At 44.8% G+C, this 15,289-nt stretch carries 14 protein-coding genes, 1 tRNA gene and 1 pseudogene; 5 read left to right on the top strand and 11 right to left on the bottom strand.

Annotated features, from left to right (window positions below; translation table 11 throughout):
* Window positions 1–250: 250 nt before the first annotated feature.
* Both MTO98_RS07885 and MTO98_RS07890 read right to left on the bottom strand, forming a co-directional pair.
* Window positions 251–406, bottom strand: a complete 156-nt coding sequence (locus MTO98_RS07885; protein WP_243486061.1) for a lmo0937 family membrane protein — start codon at window positions 404–406, stop codon at window positions 251–253.
* 341 nt (window positions 407–747) lie between these two features.
* Window positions 748–984, bottom strand: coding sequence for a helix-turn-helix domain-containing protein (locus MTO98_RS07890; RefSeq protein WP_243486062.1), 237 nt, complete (start codon window positions 982–984; stop codon window positions 748–750).
* Between the two features lie 184 nt (window positions 985–1,168).
* On the opposite strand from MTO98_RS07890, the gene MTO98_RS07895 reads away from it, so the two are divergent.
* From MTO98_RS07895 to MTO98_RS07905, 3 genes and pseudogenes are all read left to right on the top strand, one after another.
* On the top strand, window positions 1,169–1,402 hold the full coding sequence (locus tag MTO98_RS07895; RefSeq protein WP_243486063.1) for a helix-turn-helix transcriptional regulator: 234 nt from the start codon (window positions 1,169–1,171) through the stop codon (window positions 1,400–1,402).
* Window positions 1,403–1,933: 531 nt separating this feature from the next.
* A complete protein-coding gene (locus MTO98_RS07900) occupies window positions 1,934–2,389 on the top strand; it encodes an alcohol dehydrogenase catalytic domain-containing protein (RefSeq protein WP_243486065.1) in 456 nt (151 codons plus the stop codon).
* A gap of 111 nt (window positions 2,390–2,500) precedes the next feature.
* Window positions 2,501–3,223: pseudogene (locus MTO98_RS07905) on the top strand (SDR family NAD(P)-dependent oxidoreductase).
* Window positions 3,224–3,695: 472 nt separating this feature from the next.
* Here the strand turns inward: MTO98_RS07905 and MTO98_RS07910 are convergent.
* From MTO98_RS07910 to MTO98_RS07930, 5 genes are all read right to left on the bottom strand, one after another.
* Window positions 3,696–3,902 (bottom strand): Arm DNA-binding domain-containing protein, encoded by a 207-nt coding sequence (locus MTO98_RS07910; protein WP_243486066.1) that lies wholly within the window; start codon window positions 3,900–3,902, stop codon window positions 3,696–3,698.
* 435 nt (window positions 3,903–4,337) lie between these two features.
* Window positions 4,338–5,102 (bottom strand): retropepsin-like aspartic protease, encoded by a 765-nt coding sequence (locus MTO98_RS07915; RefSeq protein WP_243486068.1) that lies wholly within the window; start codon window positions 5,100–5,102, stop codon window positions 4,338–4,340.
* A 684-nt stretch (window positions 5,103–5,786) separates the two neighbouring features.
* Entirely contained in the window at window positions 5,787–7,343 is a 1,557-nt protein-coding gene (gene pckA, locus MTO98_RS07920) for a phosphoenolpyruvate carboxykinase (ATP) (protein ID WP_243486069.1), read from the bottom strand.
* A 4-nt stretch (window positions 7,344–7,347) separates the two neighbouring features.
* Window positions 7,348–8,190, bottom strand: coding sequence for an RNA polymerase sigma factor RpoD/SigA (locus MTO98_RS07925; RefSeq protein WP_243486071.1), 843 nt, complete (start codon window positions 8,188–8,190; stop codon window positions 7,348–7,350).
* Window positions 8,187–9,239, bottom strand: a complete 1,053-nt coding sequence (locus MTO98_RS07930; RefSeq protein WP_371825412.1) for an NAD-dependent epimerase/dehydratase family protein — start codon at window positions 9,237–9,239, stop codon at window positions 8,187–8,189. The genes MTO98_RS07925 and MTO98_RS07930 overlap by 4 nt, the downstream gene beginning before the upstream one ends.
* A 347-nt stretch (window positions 9,240–9,586) precedes the next feature.
* On the opposite strand from MTO98_RS07930, the gene fbp reads away from it, so the two are divergent.
* A complete protein-coding gene (gene fbp / locus MTO98_RS07935) occupies window positions 9,587–10,633 on the top strand; it encodes a class 1 fructose-bisphosphatase (RefSeq protein ID WP_243486075.1) in 1,047 nt (348 codons plus the stop codon).
* 1 nt (window position 10,634) lies between these two features.
* Entirely contained in the window at window positions 10,635–11,105 is a 471-nt protein-coding gene (locus MTO98_RS07940) for an Lrp/AsnC family transcriptional regulator (RefSeq protein WP_243486076.1), read from the top strand.
* A 660-nt stretch (window positions 11,106–11,765) separates the two neighbouring features.
* On the opposite strand, the gene MTO98_RS07945 is transcribed toward MTO98_RS07940, so the two are convergent.
* From MTO98_RS07945 to MTO98_RS07960, 4 genes are all read right to left on the bottom strand, one after another.
* Window positions 11,766–13,046, bottom strand: a complete 1,281-nt coding sequence (locus tag MTO98_RS07945; RefSeq protein WP_243486078.1) for a site-specific integrase — start codon at window positions 13,044–13,046, stop codon at window positions 11,766–11,768.
* Window positions 13,047–13,230: 184 nt separating this feature from the next.
* Window positions 13,231–13,304: transfer RNA gene (locus tag MTO98_RS07950), tRNA-Arg, on the bottom strand.
* Window positions 13,305–13,445: 141 nt separating this feature from the next.
* Window positions 13,446–14,252 (bottom strand): polysaccharide deacetylase family protein, encoded by an 807-nt coding sequence (locus MTO98_RS07955; RefSeq protein ID WP_243486080.1) that lies wholly within the window; start codon window positions 14,250–14,252, stop codon window positions 13,446–13,448.
* The gene (locus MTO98_RS07960) at window positions 14,233–15,201 is read right to left on the bottom strand and encodes a glycosyltransferase family 2 protein (protein WP_243486081.1); all 969 of its coding nucleotides are present in this window, start codon (window positions 15,199–15,201) and stop codon (window positions 14,233–14,235) included. The genes MTO98_RS07955 and MTO98_RS07960 overlap by 20 nt, the downstream gene beginning before the upstream one ends.
* Window positions 15,202–15,289 lie beyond the last annotated feature (88 nt).

Here is a 15,289-nt window from a genome sequence, read left to right on the forward strand (position 1 = left end):
GATTAAAGTTTGGGTTTTGCTTAAAACCTGTTCATATCCCTTAATAAACTACCGCTAACCGGCTTTTACTTCAAGATCATATTTTTCGGCATATGCACCAATAATGGTTGCCATTCTTCCGATTTGCCAAAAGTGATCAGGCCGTCGATTATACAGTAGCCCCGAATGCCAATGCTGCATGGTTGCAGGGGGCTGTTGACCTGGCCATTTCGCCGGTAATAAACCTTATTTAACTTTATTTGGCTGTTTTTTACACCACTGTGTCACGACGCAAAAATCCTAATACAACCGATATGATAGCAATGACCAGCAGAATATGGATCAAACCGCCTGCATTGTATGCAAATTCTCCTATTGCCCAACTGATTACCAGAATCACGGCTACGATATACAATAATGATCTCATGTTTATCTTTTTAAGGTAAATAATACAACACCATTTCAATTAACATACCAAAATGTTTTCCGCTTAGGATTCTATTACTCTAATGATAAATTGTTCCGAAAAACAGATAAAGTGACTATATAAATGAATTATGCTGACGCGAAAAGCAATCGCGATATGACTGGAGTAGGTTGACTTTAATGGATTTCTACAATTCTTTATGCTATGAGCTTAAGCGAACAATATGTGTTGTCGTTTTTTATTGCCTCACCGCCGTATTTCAAACTTGGCAAATGACGAGATAAATATGAAAAGCCTGCCGAAACTAAGGCCCGGTTAACATGCAAAAAATCGTAACTTTGTTAATTTACTGCAGCGAGGTCATGCAATGCTTTATCGTCGAGCAGTTCGGAAGGAGGGATTTCCAGGACTTTAGCAATTTCGAGGAATCTGCCAAGTGTCAATTTTACATAGCCTAATTCGATTTTACTAAAAGTATTCTGTGAAATATTTAATTTATAGGCTATGTAAAACTGGCTGTAGTTTTTGGCTTCTCTTATGGTCCTGATACGGCCGGCAACAACTTTTTCGTTAAGCATGATTTTAATTAAGGTGTTCTATATTAACGAAAAATGTATGTCAGCAGATTCCAAAAGTCACTAATTAGATGAAGGTGTTTAATCTATGTATAATGGATATGAAATTTTCACATGTTTTGCGATTCAATCGCTACGATCCAAGACATAATAAAACTTTGGCTATCGAAAATCGTATGTATATGATATGATCGCTACCTCTGTTTTTCGAGTTATCAATAATATTCGGGTTATTCGGGAGCATAGAAATGTTTCAAAGCTTGCCTTAAGCGAAAAATTAGGTTTGAGTGAATTTGCCTATGACCTTATTGAGCAGGGTGAACGAAAACTGACTCTGGAGGAACTGTTCATGATCGCGTACATACTCGATGTTGATTATACATTATTGCTGGAAAATAATTTAGTCATGTTGTTGACGTAATACGGATGTACAAAGTTTTGTAGGGTTGGTTTTTGTTGAAGCATTTTGACGTTCACTACCGTAACTTTATTACAGATGGATATTTATCTATATGAAAAATAAGTAGTGCAATTACTTAATGTAATCTTTGCTAATTCATCAGTAAGCGTCCAGCCGGGGATAAAAATAATGGCGTCGGCCCAACGATCACCCGCAGACGTAGAACTCCGGGAAGCCCAGACAGATTTTATATGTTTTAAGCCATTGTCCATCGCTTAACACTTTCAGCCGAAATGTATGGATGCAAGGATGGATTTGATCCTTGCCCGGCAAAATCGAGGGCAGCAGGCATTCCTGCGCCATTCAATCTGCATTAATATAATAACAGTTTTTTCTGTAAAAAATAGTCCCTTTACAGGCAATCGAGCTTTGCAGGAAAGCGAATTTTACATTAGTGAGTTTTAAAATTAATTAAAAGATATTAACTATAATTTAAAAATTCAAACCTTAAAAGTAGTCCGCTGTTGATCTAATACATCATACCATCTACTTATGAAAGCAGCGGTATTCCAGAATCCCGGCCAGAATGCTTATGATACGATCGAAGAGCCGTGCATCGAATTTGCAATGGAGGTTATTTTAAAAGTTACAGCGTCTGCAAGCTGCGGATCCGGGCTGCATAACCTAAGCAGCGCAGTACCGCAAAAAGAACCGATGACCATAAGGCACAAGGTTACTGGCATAGTTGAAGAAGCCGGCAAGAAGGCGAGGAATACCAAAAGAGGCGACTTGGAACGATTGTTTGATAAAGGCAGTACTTTAAAGATGGGGCAGGCACCGGTATTAAATTATATCGATCACCTGATCGAGATAGTAAAAACTGAGAAAGTTAAACTATACGATATTATAACCTACTGCCTGCTGCTGACTCAGGTAGAACATGCCTATAAAATATTCAATGAAAAAGAAGAAGACTTTGTGAAGGTCATCCTTGATCCCCTCAGTTAAATAGATATTATAATTAAATGATAACGGCGCTATCCTAAAATTCCTAATAACTTAAGAATCATGGCAAAAAAACCCGCAAAACAAAAGAGGCAACCAGGTATCGAGGCTAAAATGGACCCGGCACCAGAGTATATCAAGCGGAGCTATGCCGGCTCCGGTAAACTGAAAGATAAAGTAGCACTGATCACTGGCGGTGATTCGGGTATCGGCCGCGCGGTAAGTATTCATTTCGCACGGGAGGGCGCCGATGTGGCTATCGTTTATTTGAATGAGGACATAGATGCCAAAGCGACGAAGGCACTGGTGGAAGCCGAGGGCAGAAAATGTATGCTGATCAAAGGTGACGTCAAAATAGCCGGATTCTGTTAAGAGGCGATCAAAAATACGGTAGATAAGCTCGGTAAACTGAACATCTTGGTCAATAATGCCGGAATGCAGTTCCCCCAGAAGGATCCGAAGGCAATTGACGAAAAGCAGCTTGAAGATACATTTCGCACCAATATCTTCGCCTATTTTCATTTCGCGAACGAAGCGCTGGATTATTTAAAAGAGGGGGATTGTATCATCAATACCACTTCGGTAACGGCTTACCGTTCTTCGCCCAACCTAATCGATTACTCGTCTACAAAAGGTGCAATCACCAGTTTTACCAGGTCGCTGGCCACGAACCTGACGGATAAAAAGATCAGGGTGAACGCCATCGCACCTGGGCCGGTCTGGACGCCGCTGATCGTAGCGACTTTCGATGAGGAAAAGATCAAATCGTTCGGCACTGAAACGGCCATGAAACGCGCCGGACAACCGAGCCTGTTTTTTAAGAATTTATTCAGATGAACAGCATTAAAAAATGGAACTCTGGGCATCATCAAAATAAAACAATAAACATTTAAATATTTTTGATGTGTAATAGATTTGGCGTTGTAAACGCATTCGAATATTTATTTTAACTTAAGAAACACTTGTGTTTTGAGTCAATCACCTATCTATGAGCGTAGCATATTTTAAACCCTGTGATCGCTTCGATTTTACAAAGGATACTTTTTGGATATCGGCAATCCCTTACAATGGGACAGATCGCATTTTTTAAAACACTTTTTTAAAAGAGTGTTTGCCATTCCAGAAGACCGCATAGAAGAATTTTATCAGCGCCACTGGCCTATTATTTATCCCGACGTACCGATGGTACAGAGGAAATCTTCTTTAAATATTTCTCGTCGCTCATTGAACGGCAATTAAAAGCGCAGCAATAGATGTATTCCGGCGGACTAAGGATGTTTATATGGTGCAGAAGATAATGGGATACTCTTCAGTGGTATTTTGTTCCAGCGGTTTGCGATTGTTGTTGAAATACGCGGGCGCCGTTCATTTTCTGGTCATCACCGTTCCTGCGTTCAGGTTTGATATACCTGCGGGTGGTGAACTCAACACGGTCCCCGGCAACAGTTAACCTGAGATAAATAGGAGCGGTTCCGTCGTTTAGGTTTTGCTTTTTTTCAAAGAAAAGTTTATGCAAACAGTTCTGATCATCGCTTTAACAATTAGAGGTTAATAAATAAACATTTAGCGGTTTAGTGGAAATTCCGGACTCGTTGACCAATGCGTTCCGGAAAAGAGTTCGGAGCGTTCTGCAACACTTTGACCATGCTATCTACTTGAAGTAGATATTTTAATTTAATATTCATCAACACAACTCGATGCTCAAATGGGCACGGAAGAGCATGGTGAAGCATACCGGAATATCCAGTTAAGCACTTCATTCATTTGAGCATCTAACATCGTTGTATAATGGGCTGATGTAAGCCCCCTGAAGTCGTTGCGTAGAAAAAAAACGCCAGAAATGTGCTCTGATGCCGGATCACTAAATACACTATCGGAATGGTCAAATCATTTCCAGGCTAATTAACTGTAAAGGCAGGGATACAAGTGACTAAGTTATTTGGGGGGGCATTTACATAACAATCATCTCCTGTTTCTTCAGGTCAAAAGTAATTTGTTTTCCTATCCAGTTTAATGATAATATTCCGTCATAGATCAGGCCGCCGATAAACGAGGTTTTTATGTTCTGTATCTGTATAGCCGGACAAGCTGTTGCTGTTATGGATTTGACATTGGTTTGGTAGATGACAGATTTAAGCCGGGGATTGAATTCACTTGGGATGACAATTTTATTGGCCTTTGACGTATCAATTCCCAATGCCGGAATGTATTTTGCATTAATGCGGTAGACGTCACTGCCCGCGCCGCTGTCAATACAAAATTGTAATGTTAGTTTATTGTTTACTGTAAAATAAGTAAATATGGTTAGTGACTTGTCTCTTGATTGTTCTAACTGCAATGGGATCTGGTGCCCTGTCTTCCGGATAGCAGACATGCTTTTAGCTGTTTCAAAAATTATTTTTTTACGGGTGTAATCAATCGTAAAAGGATGTTCTTTAAAAGTCATGAGGGAGACCAGCCCATCATAAACGCCAAGGTTAGCATCAAAAATTGTTAATTCGGGGTTAGACGCGGTAAAGCTTCCTATGGTTAATGCGTCTGCATTATATAATTCGGCTGTCAATTGCTCTCCTGTGGCGCGAAAAGCGGTGTAGCTGCCGTCCTGTTTATGCAGCATGCCCAATTTTTCCGAAAAGGTTTTTGTAATAAGGGTTAACCCTGCGCCGGTATCAAATATAAAGTTACCCTCAACTCCGTTAATTTTTGCCTTTATCATTATATGGCCTTGCGGTGTGAGTTCAAAAGGTATGAATGATTGGGCATTGCTTGTAACAGGTATGAGCAATATGAATAGGAATAAAAACTTTAATAAGGGTTGGGTAGCAGACAGCATGTTATGTTTAATATTTGTGCAGCTAATAATAGAGAATGTTTCTTAAAAAAGAAAAGTTACTTCTGAAATAGCGGTATTTCGTTATTGCGTGTGTTGTGATCCGATGACTGCCGCAATGTTGTTACCATATTACCTGAACTCTTTTATAAAGGTTTTATAGTTAGAGGTAGCTTTGATTTAAGTTATTGATTTTTAATGTTATAATAAGTTTGGCCCGGAAGTCTGGCCCGCAAAGGCGGTATGCTCAACGATGGATGTGTCCCCGCAGCTTTCATGCAATAATGCCGGGGAATGCTCATTGTCAGTGACCACTGGCTGAAAGGCGCCAAAGCCGACGCTTCGCCAACTTTTTTATACGTTTGCTGTAAACCGGAGTTCTTCCTGTAACCAGGGAGATACCCCGGTGTCTTATGAACTGAAATGTGTTTATAACACGTTTAAACATAGGTTTTTAATCCGTCGCTGCCTTGTACTTGTTGCTCCACTGGTTTTATAAACAAACTTCAACGATAGTTGCTACGGTTCTTCAGGGGTTGTATTTTCCTGAAAAGCAGTTGTTGGTAATTCTTACACGGTTACTCCCGGACTATGCTTTTCTTTAAACTGCAGGAAGTTGCTGCTGAATTTTTCCTGCAGTTTACTGGCTGCGAGGTCGTAATCGCCGGGGTTGGTCCATGTTTTTTTAGGGTCGAGTAATTCGGCGGCGACTTCCGGGCAGCGTTGCGGTATGAGCAGGCCGAAAGGTTCATGGGTATGGTAAGGGACGGCATCCAGTTTGTCGCTGAGTACCGCGGTGATCATGGCCCTGGTATGGCTTAACTTGATCCGGGTGCCGGTTCCGTACGGCCCGCCGGTCCAGCCGGTATTGATCATCCATACGCTGGTCCCGTATCTGGTGATTTTTTCCAGGAGCAGCCTGGCGTAGACTTTTGGTGCAAGTGGCAGGAAAGGCGCGCCGAAACAGGTGCTGAAGGTGGCCTGCGGTTCGAGGACGCCGGCTTCGGTGCCTGCAACCTTGGCGATGTAGCCGTTCAGAAAGTAATAGGTGGCCTGTTCGGGGCTGAGTTTACTGAGGGGCGGCAGAACACCGTACGCGTCGCAGGTCAGGAAAAAGATATGCCGGGGTATGCCGGAAACAGCAGGCTTTTTGGCCTGGGGAATGAAATCAAGCGGGTAACTTACCCTGGTGTTTTCGGTGATGGTGCCGTCGCTGAAATCTATCCGGTTTGTCCCCTGGATAAAGCGGGTGTTCTCTATGAGCGCACCGGGGCGTATGGCGCGGAAAATGGCCGGCTCCTGCGCCTCGGAAAGGTTGATCACTTTGGCATAACAGCCGCCTTCAAAGTTAAAAATGCCGGTATCGTGCCAGCCGTGTTCGTCATCACCGATGAGCCTGCGTACGGGATCGGAACTAAGCGTGGTCTTCCCTGTGCCGCTTAAGCCGAAGAAGAGGGCGCAGTCGCCGTCAGTGCCTTCGTTCGCACTGCAATGCATGCTCAGGACGTTGTGCTCCAGGGGCAGCAGGTAGTTGAGTATGGTAAATACGGCTTTTTTAAGTTCTCCGGTATAACCGGTGCCGCCGATCAGGATGGTATTATGGCTGAAAGAGACGACTGTGAAATTTCCCTGCCGGGTGCCATGCGTACCTGGATCGGCATGGAAGCCTGGGGCATGCAGCAGGTGCCAGTCCGGCGCAAACCCTTTCAGTTCCCCGGCTTCGGGCGGGATGAACATATTGGCTGCGAAATGACTGGCGGCCGGTGTTTCGGCGATCGTTCTTAGCCGGATGCGGAGGGCCGGGTCATCACAGGCATAAGCATCCCGTGCCCATAGTTCCGGCAGGTGGCCGAGGTATTTGGTCATGTCCTGCAAAAGCCTGTCAAACTGGTTTTCAGCAATGGGGTTATTGAAACGGTTCCAGTCGACGGTTTCATCCGTAAGGCTGTCCCTGACGATGAATTTATCAGCGGGACTTCGGCCGGTGAACTTACCGGTTTGGATCACAAGGGCACCGGTATCGCTGAGTTCGCCTTCTTTTCGCGAAAGTATTTGTTTTCTTAGTTGTTCGGCGGAAAGCTGGTAATTGGCACCGGCTTTCAAAAATAGGTCTTCGTGGATGTACATGTGTTCAGTCAATTTGTTTGCTGTTGCGCAGTTTCCGGATGGCTGCTTTCCTGATTTGCCTGACCCTTTCCCGGGTCAGTCCGAGCCTGACGGCGATATCTTCCGGGGGGATTTCGCTGCCACCTGTCAGGCCGAAGGACATATCGATCACGGAGCGTTCCCGTTCGTTCAGCTTTTGGAGGATCAGCCGGATCTCCAGCTGTGCATCTTCGGCCATCAATGCCCCGTCCGTTGGCTCTCCATGGAGGCAGAGGCGGTCATAAGGGGAATAATCATCGTCTTCACCAAATGGGTTGTCAAGCGAACTGACCCTGGGTGCCGCTGCTAAAATTCCGTCCACTTTTTCTGTGGTCATCCGGAGGAAGCCGGCCAGCTGCGCTGCCGACGGCCGGTGGCAGAGTTCCTGTTCCATTTCGGCAACGGCCTTGTTCAGCTTTGAAATATCATTGATCTTATTCATTGGCAGGCGGATCATCCGGGAATGTTCCGTTAATGCGGCAAGGATGCTCTGCCTGATCCACCAGACCGCGTAGGAGATGAACTTGAACCCGCGTGTTTCATCGAATTTGCGGGCGGCCTGGATCAGGCCGAGGTTGCCTTCGCTGATCAGGTCGCTGAGGGGGATCCCCTGGTGCTGGTATTTCTTGGCGACTGATACGACAAAGCGCAGGTTGGCCTGCACGAGGCGGTCCAGGGCGGCATGGTCGCCCTGCCGGATGCGTTTCGCCAGGTCGATCTCTTCGTCTGCGCTGATCAGGCGCAGCCTGCCCAGTTCCCCCAGGTAGGCCTCTACGGCCCTGCTTTCTTTATTGGTAATGTTCTGGGTGATGTTCAGGTCTCTCATCATGCCTCATCGATCCTGGTAAAACAATATTGATCATCAAATGAAAATGCAGGTACCGGCTCCGGTACCTTTTGCAGGGGATGGCCTTGTTTCAGCATATCGGCAACCATTGTGCTTAGGCTGAAAGCGGGCCTCCATAGCCAGTCACGTCTTGCAGCCTGGTCGTCGACGCTGACCGGCAGGTTGTTGGCCAGGGCCTGCCGGCTGTCCGGTTCATAGCCCGGCCTGAAGCCCGGGAGATATTTCCTGATCTCCGCAGCCAGGTCGCAGGGTGAAAAGCTCATGCCGGCAAGGTTATAAGCTGTTCTGACACGGAGTTTGGATGCCGGTGCATCCATCAGCATGAGCACTGCGCGGACGGTATCAGGCAGGTAGATCGCGGGAAGGCAGGTGTCCTCCCGGAGGTAGCAGGTATAAGGTTTGTCATCGAGTGCATGCCGGATCATCTCAGCTGCATAGCTGCTGAGGTCTCCGGGGGATGTTACGGATGGAAAAATCAGGCCGGGAAGACGGATGCTGCGGACATCCAGGCCGTGTTTTTCAAAATAATGGTTGCACCAGTATTCGCCGGTAAGCTTACTGATACCGCAGACGGAGACAGGCCTGTTCGCGGTGTCTTGCGGGCAGGAGTGCCTGGGCTGGCCTGGTCCGAATACTTCATTACTGCTCGGCCAGAAGACTTTGTCCAGTGCATGTTCCGATGCTGCCTGAAGCACATGAACGAGGCTGGTCACATGCTGTTCCCAATCCGAAGGGCCGCCTTGTCCCGGGCCGCCTGCGCAGTTACCCGGGAGCAGGCAGATCTGTGTGATCTGTTCCTGCCGGATAAGGTCGCTCAGCATGGTCTTATGGAGCAGGTCCAGCTGCCGGCATGGGCCTTGCCCGCTGGCCAGGGAGCGTTCATCGGCTGCGATGACGCTGTCCTGTCCGTACAGGGAACGCAGGGCTATGGTTAATCCGGGGCCTATACCTCCACAGGCACCGGTCACCAGAATTTTGGGTTTTGGGCTCATTGGTTTAAAGGGGTTGCGGGTGACGGGCACCCTAGTCATTGGTTGTTATTGGTTGCTGCAAAGGTTGCTTTATTTGGTTTTGGAAGCTATAGGGTAGCTGTTATTTGGGAAACAGAACCGGCAAATGCCTTATTTATGGTGCGTTGGACTGTTGGTCGGTGTTTTGCGCTGCTTTTTTAGAAAAAACTTCTTTTTTACGGCTTTTTTTTGTTCCGGAAGAAGGGGTTTGGTAGGTGTTATTTTACACTTAGTCTATTTTTTCAGATAAGGGGTGTTTGGTGCTGTTTTTTATATTTATAGCTGAATATTTGTTATTTAGCTATAAATCTGTTTAACTTGGCCGCACCAATTATTGTTTATTTTGCTGTAAACTATACACTAAGCCTATGCCGAAAGTAAAGACTTTAGGACAATTTATCATTGAAAAACAGGCTGACTTTCCTTATGCGAAGGGGGAACTTTCCAGGTTGCTCCGGGATATCGGGATCGCCGCGAAGATCGTAAACCGGGAGGTCAATAAAGCAGGACTGGCGGATATCCTCGGGCAGGCCGGGAGTACGAATATCCAGGGGGAGGGCCAGCAGAAGCTGGACATCTTCGCCAACGATCAGTTCATATCCGCATTGAAAGCGGGAGGTGAGTGCTGTATTATCGCCTCAGAGGAAAACGAGGATATTATCCGGGTCAGTTCCGGTGTGTCAAAAAACGCGAAGTATATCGTAGCGATCGATCCGCTGGACGGTTCTTCCAATATCGATGTCAATGTTCCGGTCGGAACGATCTTTTCCATTTACCGCAGGTTACCGGGCGAAGGTCCTGCGGGCCTTTCAGATGTCCTGCAAAAAGGTACGGAACAGGTCGCGGCGGGTTATATCGTCTACGGTTCATCGACCATGCTGGTTTATACGACCGGCCGGGGGGTGAACGGGTTTACGCTCGATCCTTCCATCGGCGAGTTTTGTTTGTCCCACCCGGAGATGAAGATCCCTGCTGTGGGGAGCATCTATTCCGTGAATGAGGGGAATTATGTCCATTTTCCGAAGGGGGTCAAACAGTATATTAAGTACTGCCAGGCAGAAGACGGGCAAACCGGGCGGCCGTACACGTCCCGTTATATCGGTTCGATGGTGGCCGACCTGCACCGTAACCTGATCAAAGGAGGTATTTTTATTTACCCGGTTACGGCCTCCGCGCCGAAGGGCAAGCTCCGGCTGGTATACGAATGTAACCCGATGGCTTTTATCGTGGAACAGGCAGGGGGAAGGGCGACCGATGGTTGTGCGCGTGTTCTGGAGTTGGCCGTGAATGGCCTGCACCAGCGCTCACCTATATTTATCGGCTCGGAACAGATGGTACTTAAGGCGGAATACTTCATGCAGGAGGCAGGGGAACTGTCATTTCAGGACGCAGAACCTTTTTTAACAAATTCGTAAAATGCTGAACAACAAACTGGACAAGGAAGACCTGGTGATCCTGGAAATGCTGCAGGAGGATGCCCGGGTTACACACAAGGAAATCGGGAACAGGCTGCATAAAAGCGTGACGCCGATCCACGTAAGGGTGAAGCGGCTGGAGGAGGAGGGGTATATTAAAAAATATGTGGCCATCGTTGATCCGGTCAAGGTTGGACGCGGATTGATCGCCTATACACAGGTGCAGCTTAAAGAACACTCCCAGGCGGCGCTGGCGTCATTTCAGCAGGAGGTGGTGAAGTTACCGGAAGTACTGGAATGCTGTCACATGTCCGGAATATTCGATTTCCTGCTCCGGATCGCGATAAGTGACATGAATGCGTATAACGAATTGCTGATGACGAAACTATCCAGGCTGCCGGATGTGGGCAACATGCAAAGCTTTTTTGTGCTGTCGGCAGCGAAGCAGGAGACGGCCTACCCGGTTGGCTGACCGGTCGTTGGTCTCGCGTCGTTTACGGCCGGTGGCAACTCCGTGGGGCCGGGACCCGGAAATTCTGCCATTTTTAGTTCGTAAATGATATTCAGGCGGGCGAAGGCAGAATGCTACTGAGGTGGATAGCATTTTTTTAAATTTTAAAGCTTTAGGGTGATCATGTCTCTGCGCCGGAAAAACCGGTTCACCTGTGCTTTGCGCGCTCTGCTACGGTTCGCCCGTTTTTCCGGCTGCTGCAACAGCCGCGGTTTTGGTTACGCTTCGCCGGTGCAGGCGGCTGAAGCGCTGCCTGCGCCGACCAAAACAACGGCAGTTGCTGTTCTGTTTTTTTGAGTTGATTTTGAGGTTTTAGCAGAAGGTTTCGCTGCTGCGTTCCTCAATATACACCCTGCCCTGGGATGTAACATGGTAGCCGTAATCAAAGCAGAATTTGAATAACAGGCCGCCAATTTCGCATTCTCTGTGCGGAAATTTTTCAGGAGCCCTTATTTGAAGGAATTCGATTCAGTATTCAAAGCAAATGCAAGTTTTTAATAAATCAGGATATATCTAACAACACCAAAAATGGGTCGGAAATTAACTACAACATTGGAATATAAGTACTGAAATCTTTACATATGCGAATCTAAAAGAATTGGCATCAATCTTTAAAAATGATTAACCGCCATTCAAAACAACTTTCTTGCTTTTTGATAAATTTCGATTTAAAAGCTTCATAACATTCAATTGCACCTCATCCACTATTTTCCAATCTTTGGCAATATAAATATCTGTAGTTCTATGTCCATTGTCAACATGGTTAAGTGCAAGTGCGATATCATCCTTGCTGATTCGGCAATCGTTGCGGGCGCAATTTGCGAACGAATGCCTGGCCCAGTAATACGTAATTTCAGGAATTCCTGTAATCTCACGCAATTTTTTCATGCCTTTGCTTAAAGCCCCGTCAAAACCTTTGCTTGATGAATAGCGATTCCGTAATTTTTCGATGTACTTTTCTAGTAAAGGAGCAGCGTCATTGATAATCTTAATACTTATAAAAGCATTGTCCTTACGTTTCCCTTTTGTTTTTGACCGATTATATTCAAGCCGTCCCTTTTTTACATTAGCTTTAGTAATATGGTATAGGTCAACTGCATTGATTCCACAAAGATAGAATGATAATAAAAACAACTCCTTTGCCAATTCTGCTCTACTGTTTTTAGGAACTTTGCATTCAAGAATTTTAACGAGAAGCATCATTGAAATATTCCTTTTCCTTGTATCTGGAGGTGTGCCTACTTTATATTTAGTAAATGGATAATGGGTAATTCTTATTATTCCCAGATCTTCGTCATTGTATTTTTCCCTCGCAGCGTTAAATAAGGTTCTTAAATCCCTCATGTAGTTATACAAACCGGCATCAGTAACTCCGTCGCATTTTGTTACAACTACCCTTCTTAATTGATTCGCTCTTGAGATTATTCGGGCGCTACGTAAAAACTTCTCAAAAGATTTAAGCATTGACGCTGTGATTTCAGTCACCATTACTTTTTCCCTCCCAAAATAATCAACCAAACTATTTCGAACCGTTGTGTGATTTCCTGCAGTACCTTTTCGGTTAGACTCTTTCAATTGCAGGATGTGACTATCACAAAATTCAATAAAATCAATTTCCTTTTTATTTGTTAAAAGAAAATCTCTGATCCCGTCTGCATCGAAAAAGTCTAGCTTTTCGCTTATACTGCTTATGGCAAGCCGATACTCGTCTATTTTTAAATTGACAACTCGGTTGATGAAGGCGTCTTTTACGGCAAAGCTTTTCGAAAGCTGTTTTGACGTGACAAAATGCTCCGTGTCAATGTACCTCTTTTCCTTTTTATGAGTAATCCTAATTTTTACGTTGTAAGTTCCATCATTTTTTAAATGGTGTTTTAAAACCATTGCACAAATAGTTGCCATACTAATTTTTTAGCACCAAAAAGTTTGTACCATATTTGTACCACCTTTTAGTGAAATTCAACAAAAAAACGTGTAAAACTTGACGATACGACGGTTGTCGATTCAAGATCTGGCGAGCCCTCAAAAGTGCCCTCATGCAAAGGAAAAGCCGTTTCTTGGTGTATGAAACGGCTTTTTTTCTTAGTGATCCCATTTGGATTCGAACCAAAGACCTACAGATTAGAAATCTGTTGCTCTATCCAGCTGAGCTATAGGACCATCGCATTCTCATTACAAATATACACATGGTTTCGAACCCATGGCATACCACATAATTTTTTGCGGTGCAAATATGCAAAATTATGCTGAAAATAACAATCAATTTGATAATTGAATTGCTATCAACTGTTTAACAGTATGTTAATGCGAAATAAGTTCCTGCTTATTCCTGTTTTTGATCCTTTCACAAAAGGCGTCCGTTCGTTCAAATGTGTAATGCTTGTCCGTAGCCCAGTCGATAAAATCAGCTATCCGGGCGGCAAAAGCTTCGCCTGAGTTTTTTGAAACATAGGCCGGGAAACCAAATTTCTCTTTATCATGCAGATCTGTGAACTCCCAGGGGTGGAAATACAAATTCAGGTAGCCATCTTTTTTGTGTGCTGCCGAAGCTATTCTTTTTAACAGCGATAGTGGTAGATTATGAAAACTTAACCAAAACAGCGGAAAACGGATCAATGGCGAAACAGAAGCAGGGATCTGGAGCACATCGTGATCGTAAAACCAACTGCGTGGTTTATTAAAATTGTTGTATCTCCCCGGCAGCCACGTTGGGTTTATGGATGAGTTATAGTCATAACCAGCCTTTGCTATCTCAGCCTCATCTACCGGCATCATCCGGGCCATACGGAAGCCTGTTACCCTGGTTCCTGATATCGCCTCCAGTGCCAGCTTTGACTGCCTTAAATGCTCGGTTTTGAAATCAGAATGATAATATCCGTGAGATGCTATCTCATGCCCTTCGGATACCATCCTTTTGATGATGTCTGGCTTGTTGTTAGCATAGTTAGCAGTGCAAAAAAAAGTAACTTTTACACCTTTTGCTTTCAGTAAATTGAGGATAATATTAGTACCCCTTGTTGAAATCTCAAGCTGCTCATTAAACGATATCGATTTACCGTACTCAAACGGCATATCAAACTCCTCAACATCAAACCCTAATAAAATCATTATCTACAATAACAACGTTTGATGAACGGATAATGTAATGCGGGCGATGTTTAGACTGCATAAATATTTTGCCCACGTACACGCCTATAACACTCATTACAAGCAACTGCAAACCGCCAAAAAAGGCTATGGTAGCAACAATTGACGCCCAGCCCGAAACCGCATAACCTAAAAAATAACTTACCAGCACGTACGGGATGTACAAAATAGCCAGTGAGGAAAAAAACAAGCCGATTAATGATACGATATAAAGCGGCCTCGCACTAAATGCTACAATGCTGCCCACGGCAAGTTTAACCAGTTTGGGAAAAGAATAGCTTGCCTCGCCGGTATGCCGTTTGGATGGTACGTAAGGGATGCCTATTTGCTTATAACCGGCCCACTTAATTATCCCCCTGAAAAATATCTCGTATTCGTCAATAAGCTTAAGTTGCTTCACTACCTTCTCATCAATAAGCCTGAAATCGGCAGTACCGTTTTCCATCTTGATATCCGAAAGCATGTTAAGACCTTTATAAAACAGCCTTGAAGTAACCTTTTGATAACCTTTGCCATGTGGGTTTTCGCCTTCGCGATAGGTATAAATAATATCGTTGCCGTTTTCCCACAGTTTTAACATCTTCAGGATCAGCTGCGGCGGGTGCTGCAAATCAGCATCCATGGTTATAACTGCGTTACCATGAGCCATGGCAATCCCCGCTTTAAGGGCATAATCTTTGCCAAAATTGCGCGATAGCTCAACATAAAAAACGTTAGGGTGCAGCTCGGCATTGATCTTGAGCTCATTCAGTGTATTATCACGGCTGCCATCGTCAACAAAAATCAGCTCATAGGCGTATCCTGTGGGTGAAAGTGTTTCGCGAAGTTGCTCAATTAAATAACTAATGTTTTTTTCCTCGTTATGGGAAGGTATAACAATAGATATTTTTTTACCGGCAAAGTATGTCATAGTTATACTATGGAAATTTTAATTGTAACAGGTGGTGTTTAGTAATTAAAGTTTATATTTGAATGCTTTTCAGCTCTTACTTTCTTTA

The organism is Mucilaginibacter sp. SMC90 (genome assembly GCF_022811725.1).
Lineage (GTDB): Bacteria > Bacteroidota > Bacteroidia > Sphingobacteriales > Sphingobacteriaceae > Mucilaginibacter.

What these genes read in the sequence shown, in the direction of transcription:
- fbp (WP_243486075.1), top strand. Translation starts at nt 9,587, where the DNA reads ATGCCGAAAGTAAAGACTTTAGGACAATTTATCATTGAAAAACAGGCT.
- MTO98_RS07945 (WP_243486078.1), bottom strand. Translation starts at nt 13,046, where the DNA reads ATGGCAACTATTTGTGCAATGGTTTTAAAACACCATTTAAAAAATGAT.
- MTO98_RS07915 (WP_243486068.1), bottom strand. Translation starts at nt 5,102, where the DNA reads ATGATAAAGGCAAAAATTAACGGAGTTGAGGGTAACTTTATATTTGAT.
- MTO98_RS07885 (WP_243486061.1), bottom strand. Translation starts at nt 406, where the DNA reads ATGAGATCATTATTGTATATCGTAGCCGTGATTCTGGTAATCAGTTGG.
- MTO98_RS07925 (WP_243486071.1), bottom strand. Translation starts at nt 8,190, where the DNA reads ATGATGAGAGACCTGAACATCACCCAGAACATTACCAATAAAGAAAGC.
- pckA (WP_243486069.1), bottom strand. Translation starts at nt 7,343, where the DNA reads ATGTACATCCACGAAGACCTATTTTTGAAAGCCGGTGCCAATTACCAG.
- MTO98_RS07890 (WP_243486062.1), bottom strand. Translation starts at nt 984, where the DNA reads ATGCTTAACGAAAAAGTTGTTGCCGGCCGTATCAGGACCATAAGAGAA.
- MTO98_RS07895 (WP_243486063.1), top strand. Translation starts at nt 1,169, where the DNA reads ATGATCGCTACCTCTGTTTTTCGAGTTATCAATAATATTCGGGTTATT.
- MTO98_RS07930 (WP_371825412.1), bottom strand. Translation starts at nt 9,239, where the DNA reads ATGACTAGGGTGCCCGTCACCCGCAACCCCTTTAAACCAATGAGCCCA.
- MTO98_RS07960 (WP_243486081.1), bottom strand. Translation starts at nt 15,201, where the DNA reads ATGACATACTTTGCCGGTAAAAAAATATCTATTGTTATACCTTCCCAT.
- MTO98_RS07955 (WP_243486080.1), bottom strand. Translation starts at nt 14,252, where the DNA reads ATGATTTTATTAGGGTTTGATGTTGAGGAGTTTGATATGCCGTTTGAG.
- MTO98_RS07940 (WP_243486076.1), top strand. Translation starts at nt 10,635, where the DNA reads ATGCTGAACAACAAACTGGACAAGGAAGACCTGGTGATCCTGGAAATG.
- MTO98_RS07900 (WP_243486065.1), top strand. Translation starts at nt 1,934, where the DNA reads ATGAAAGCAGCGGTATTCCAGAATCCCGGCCAGAATGCTTATGATACG.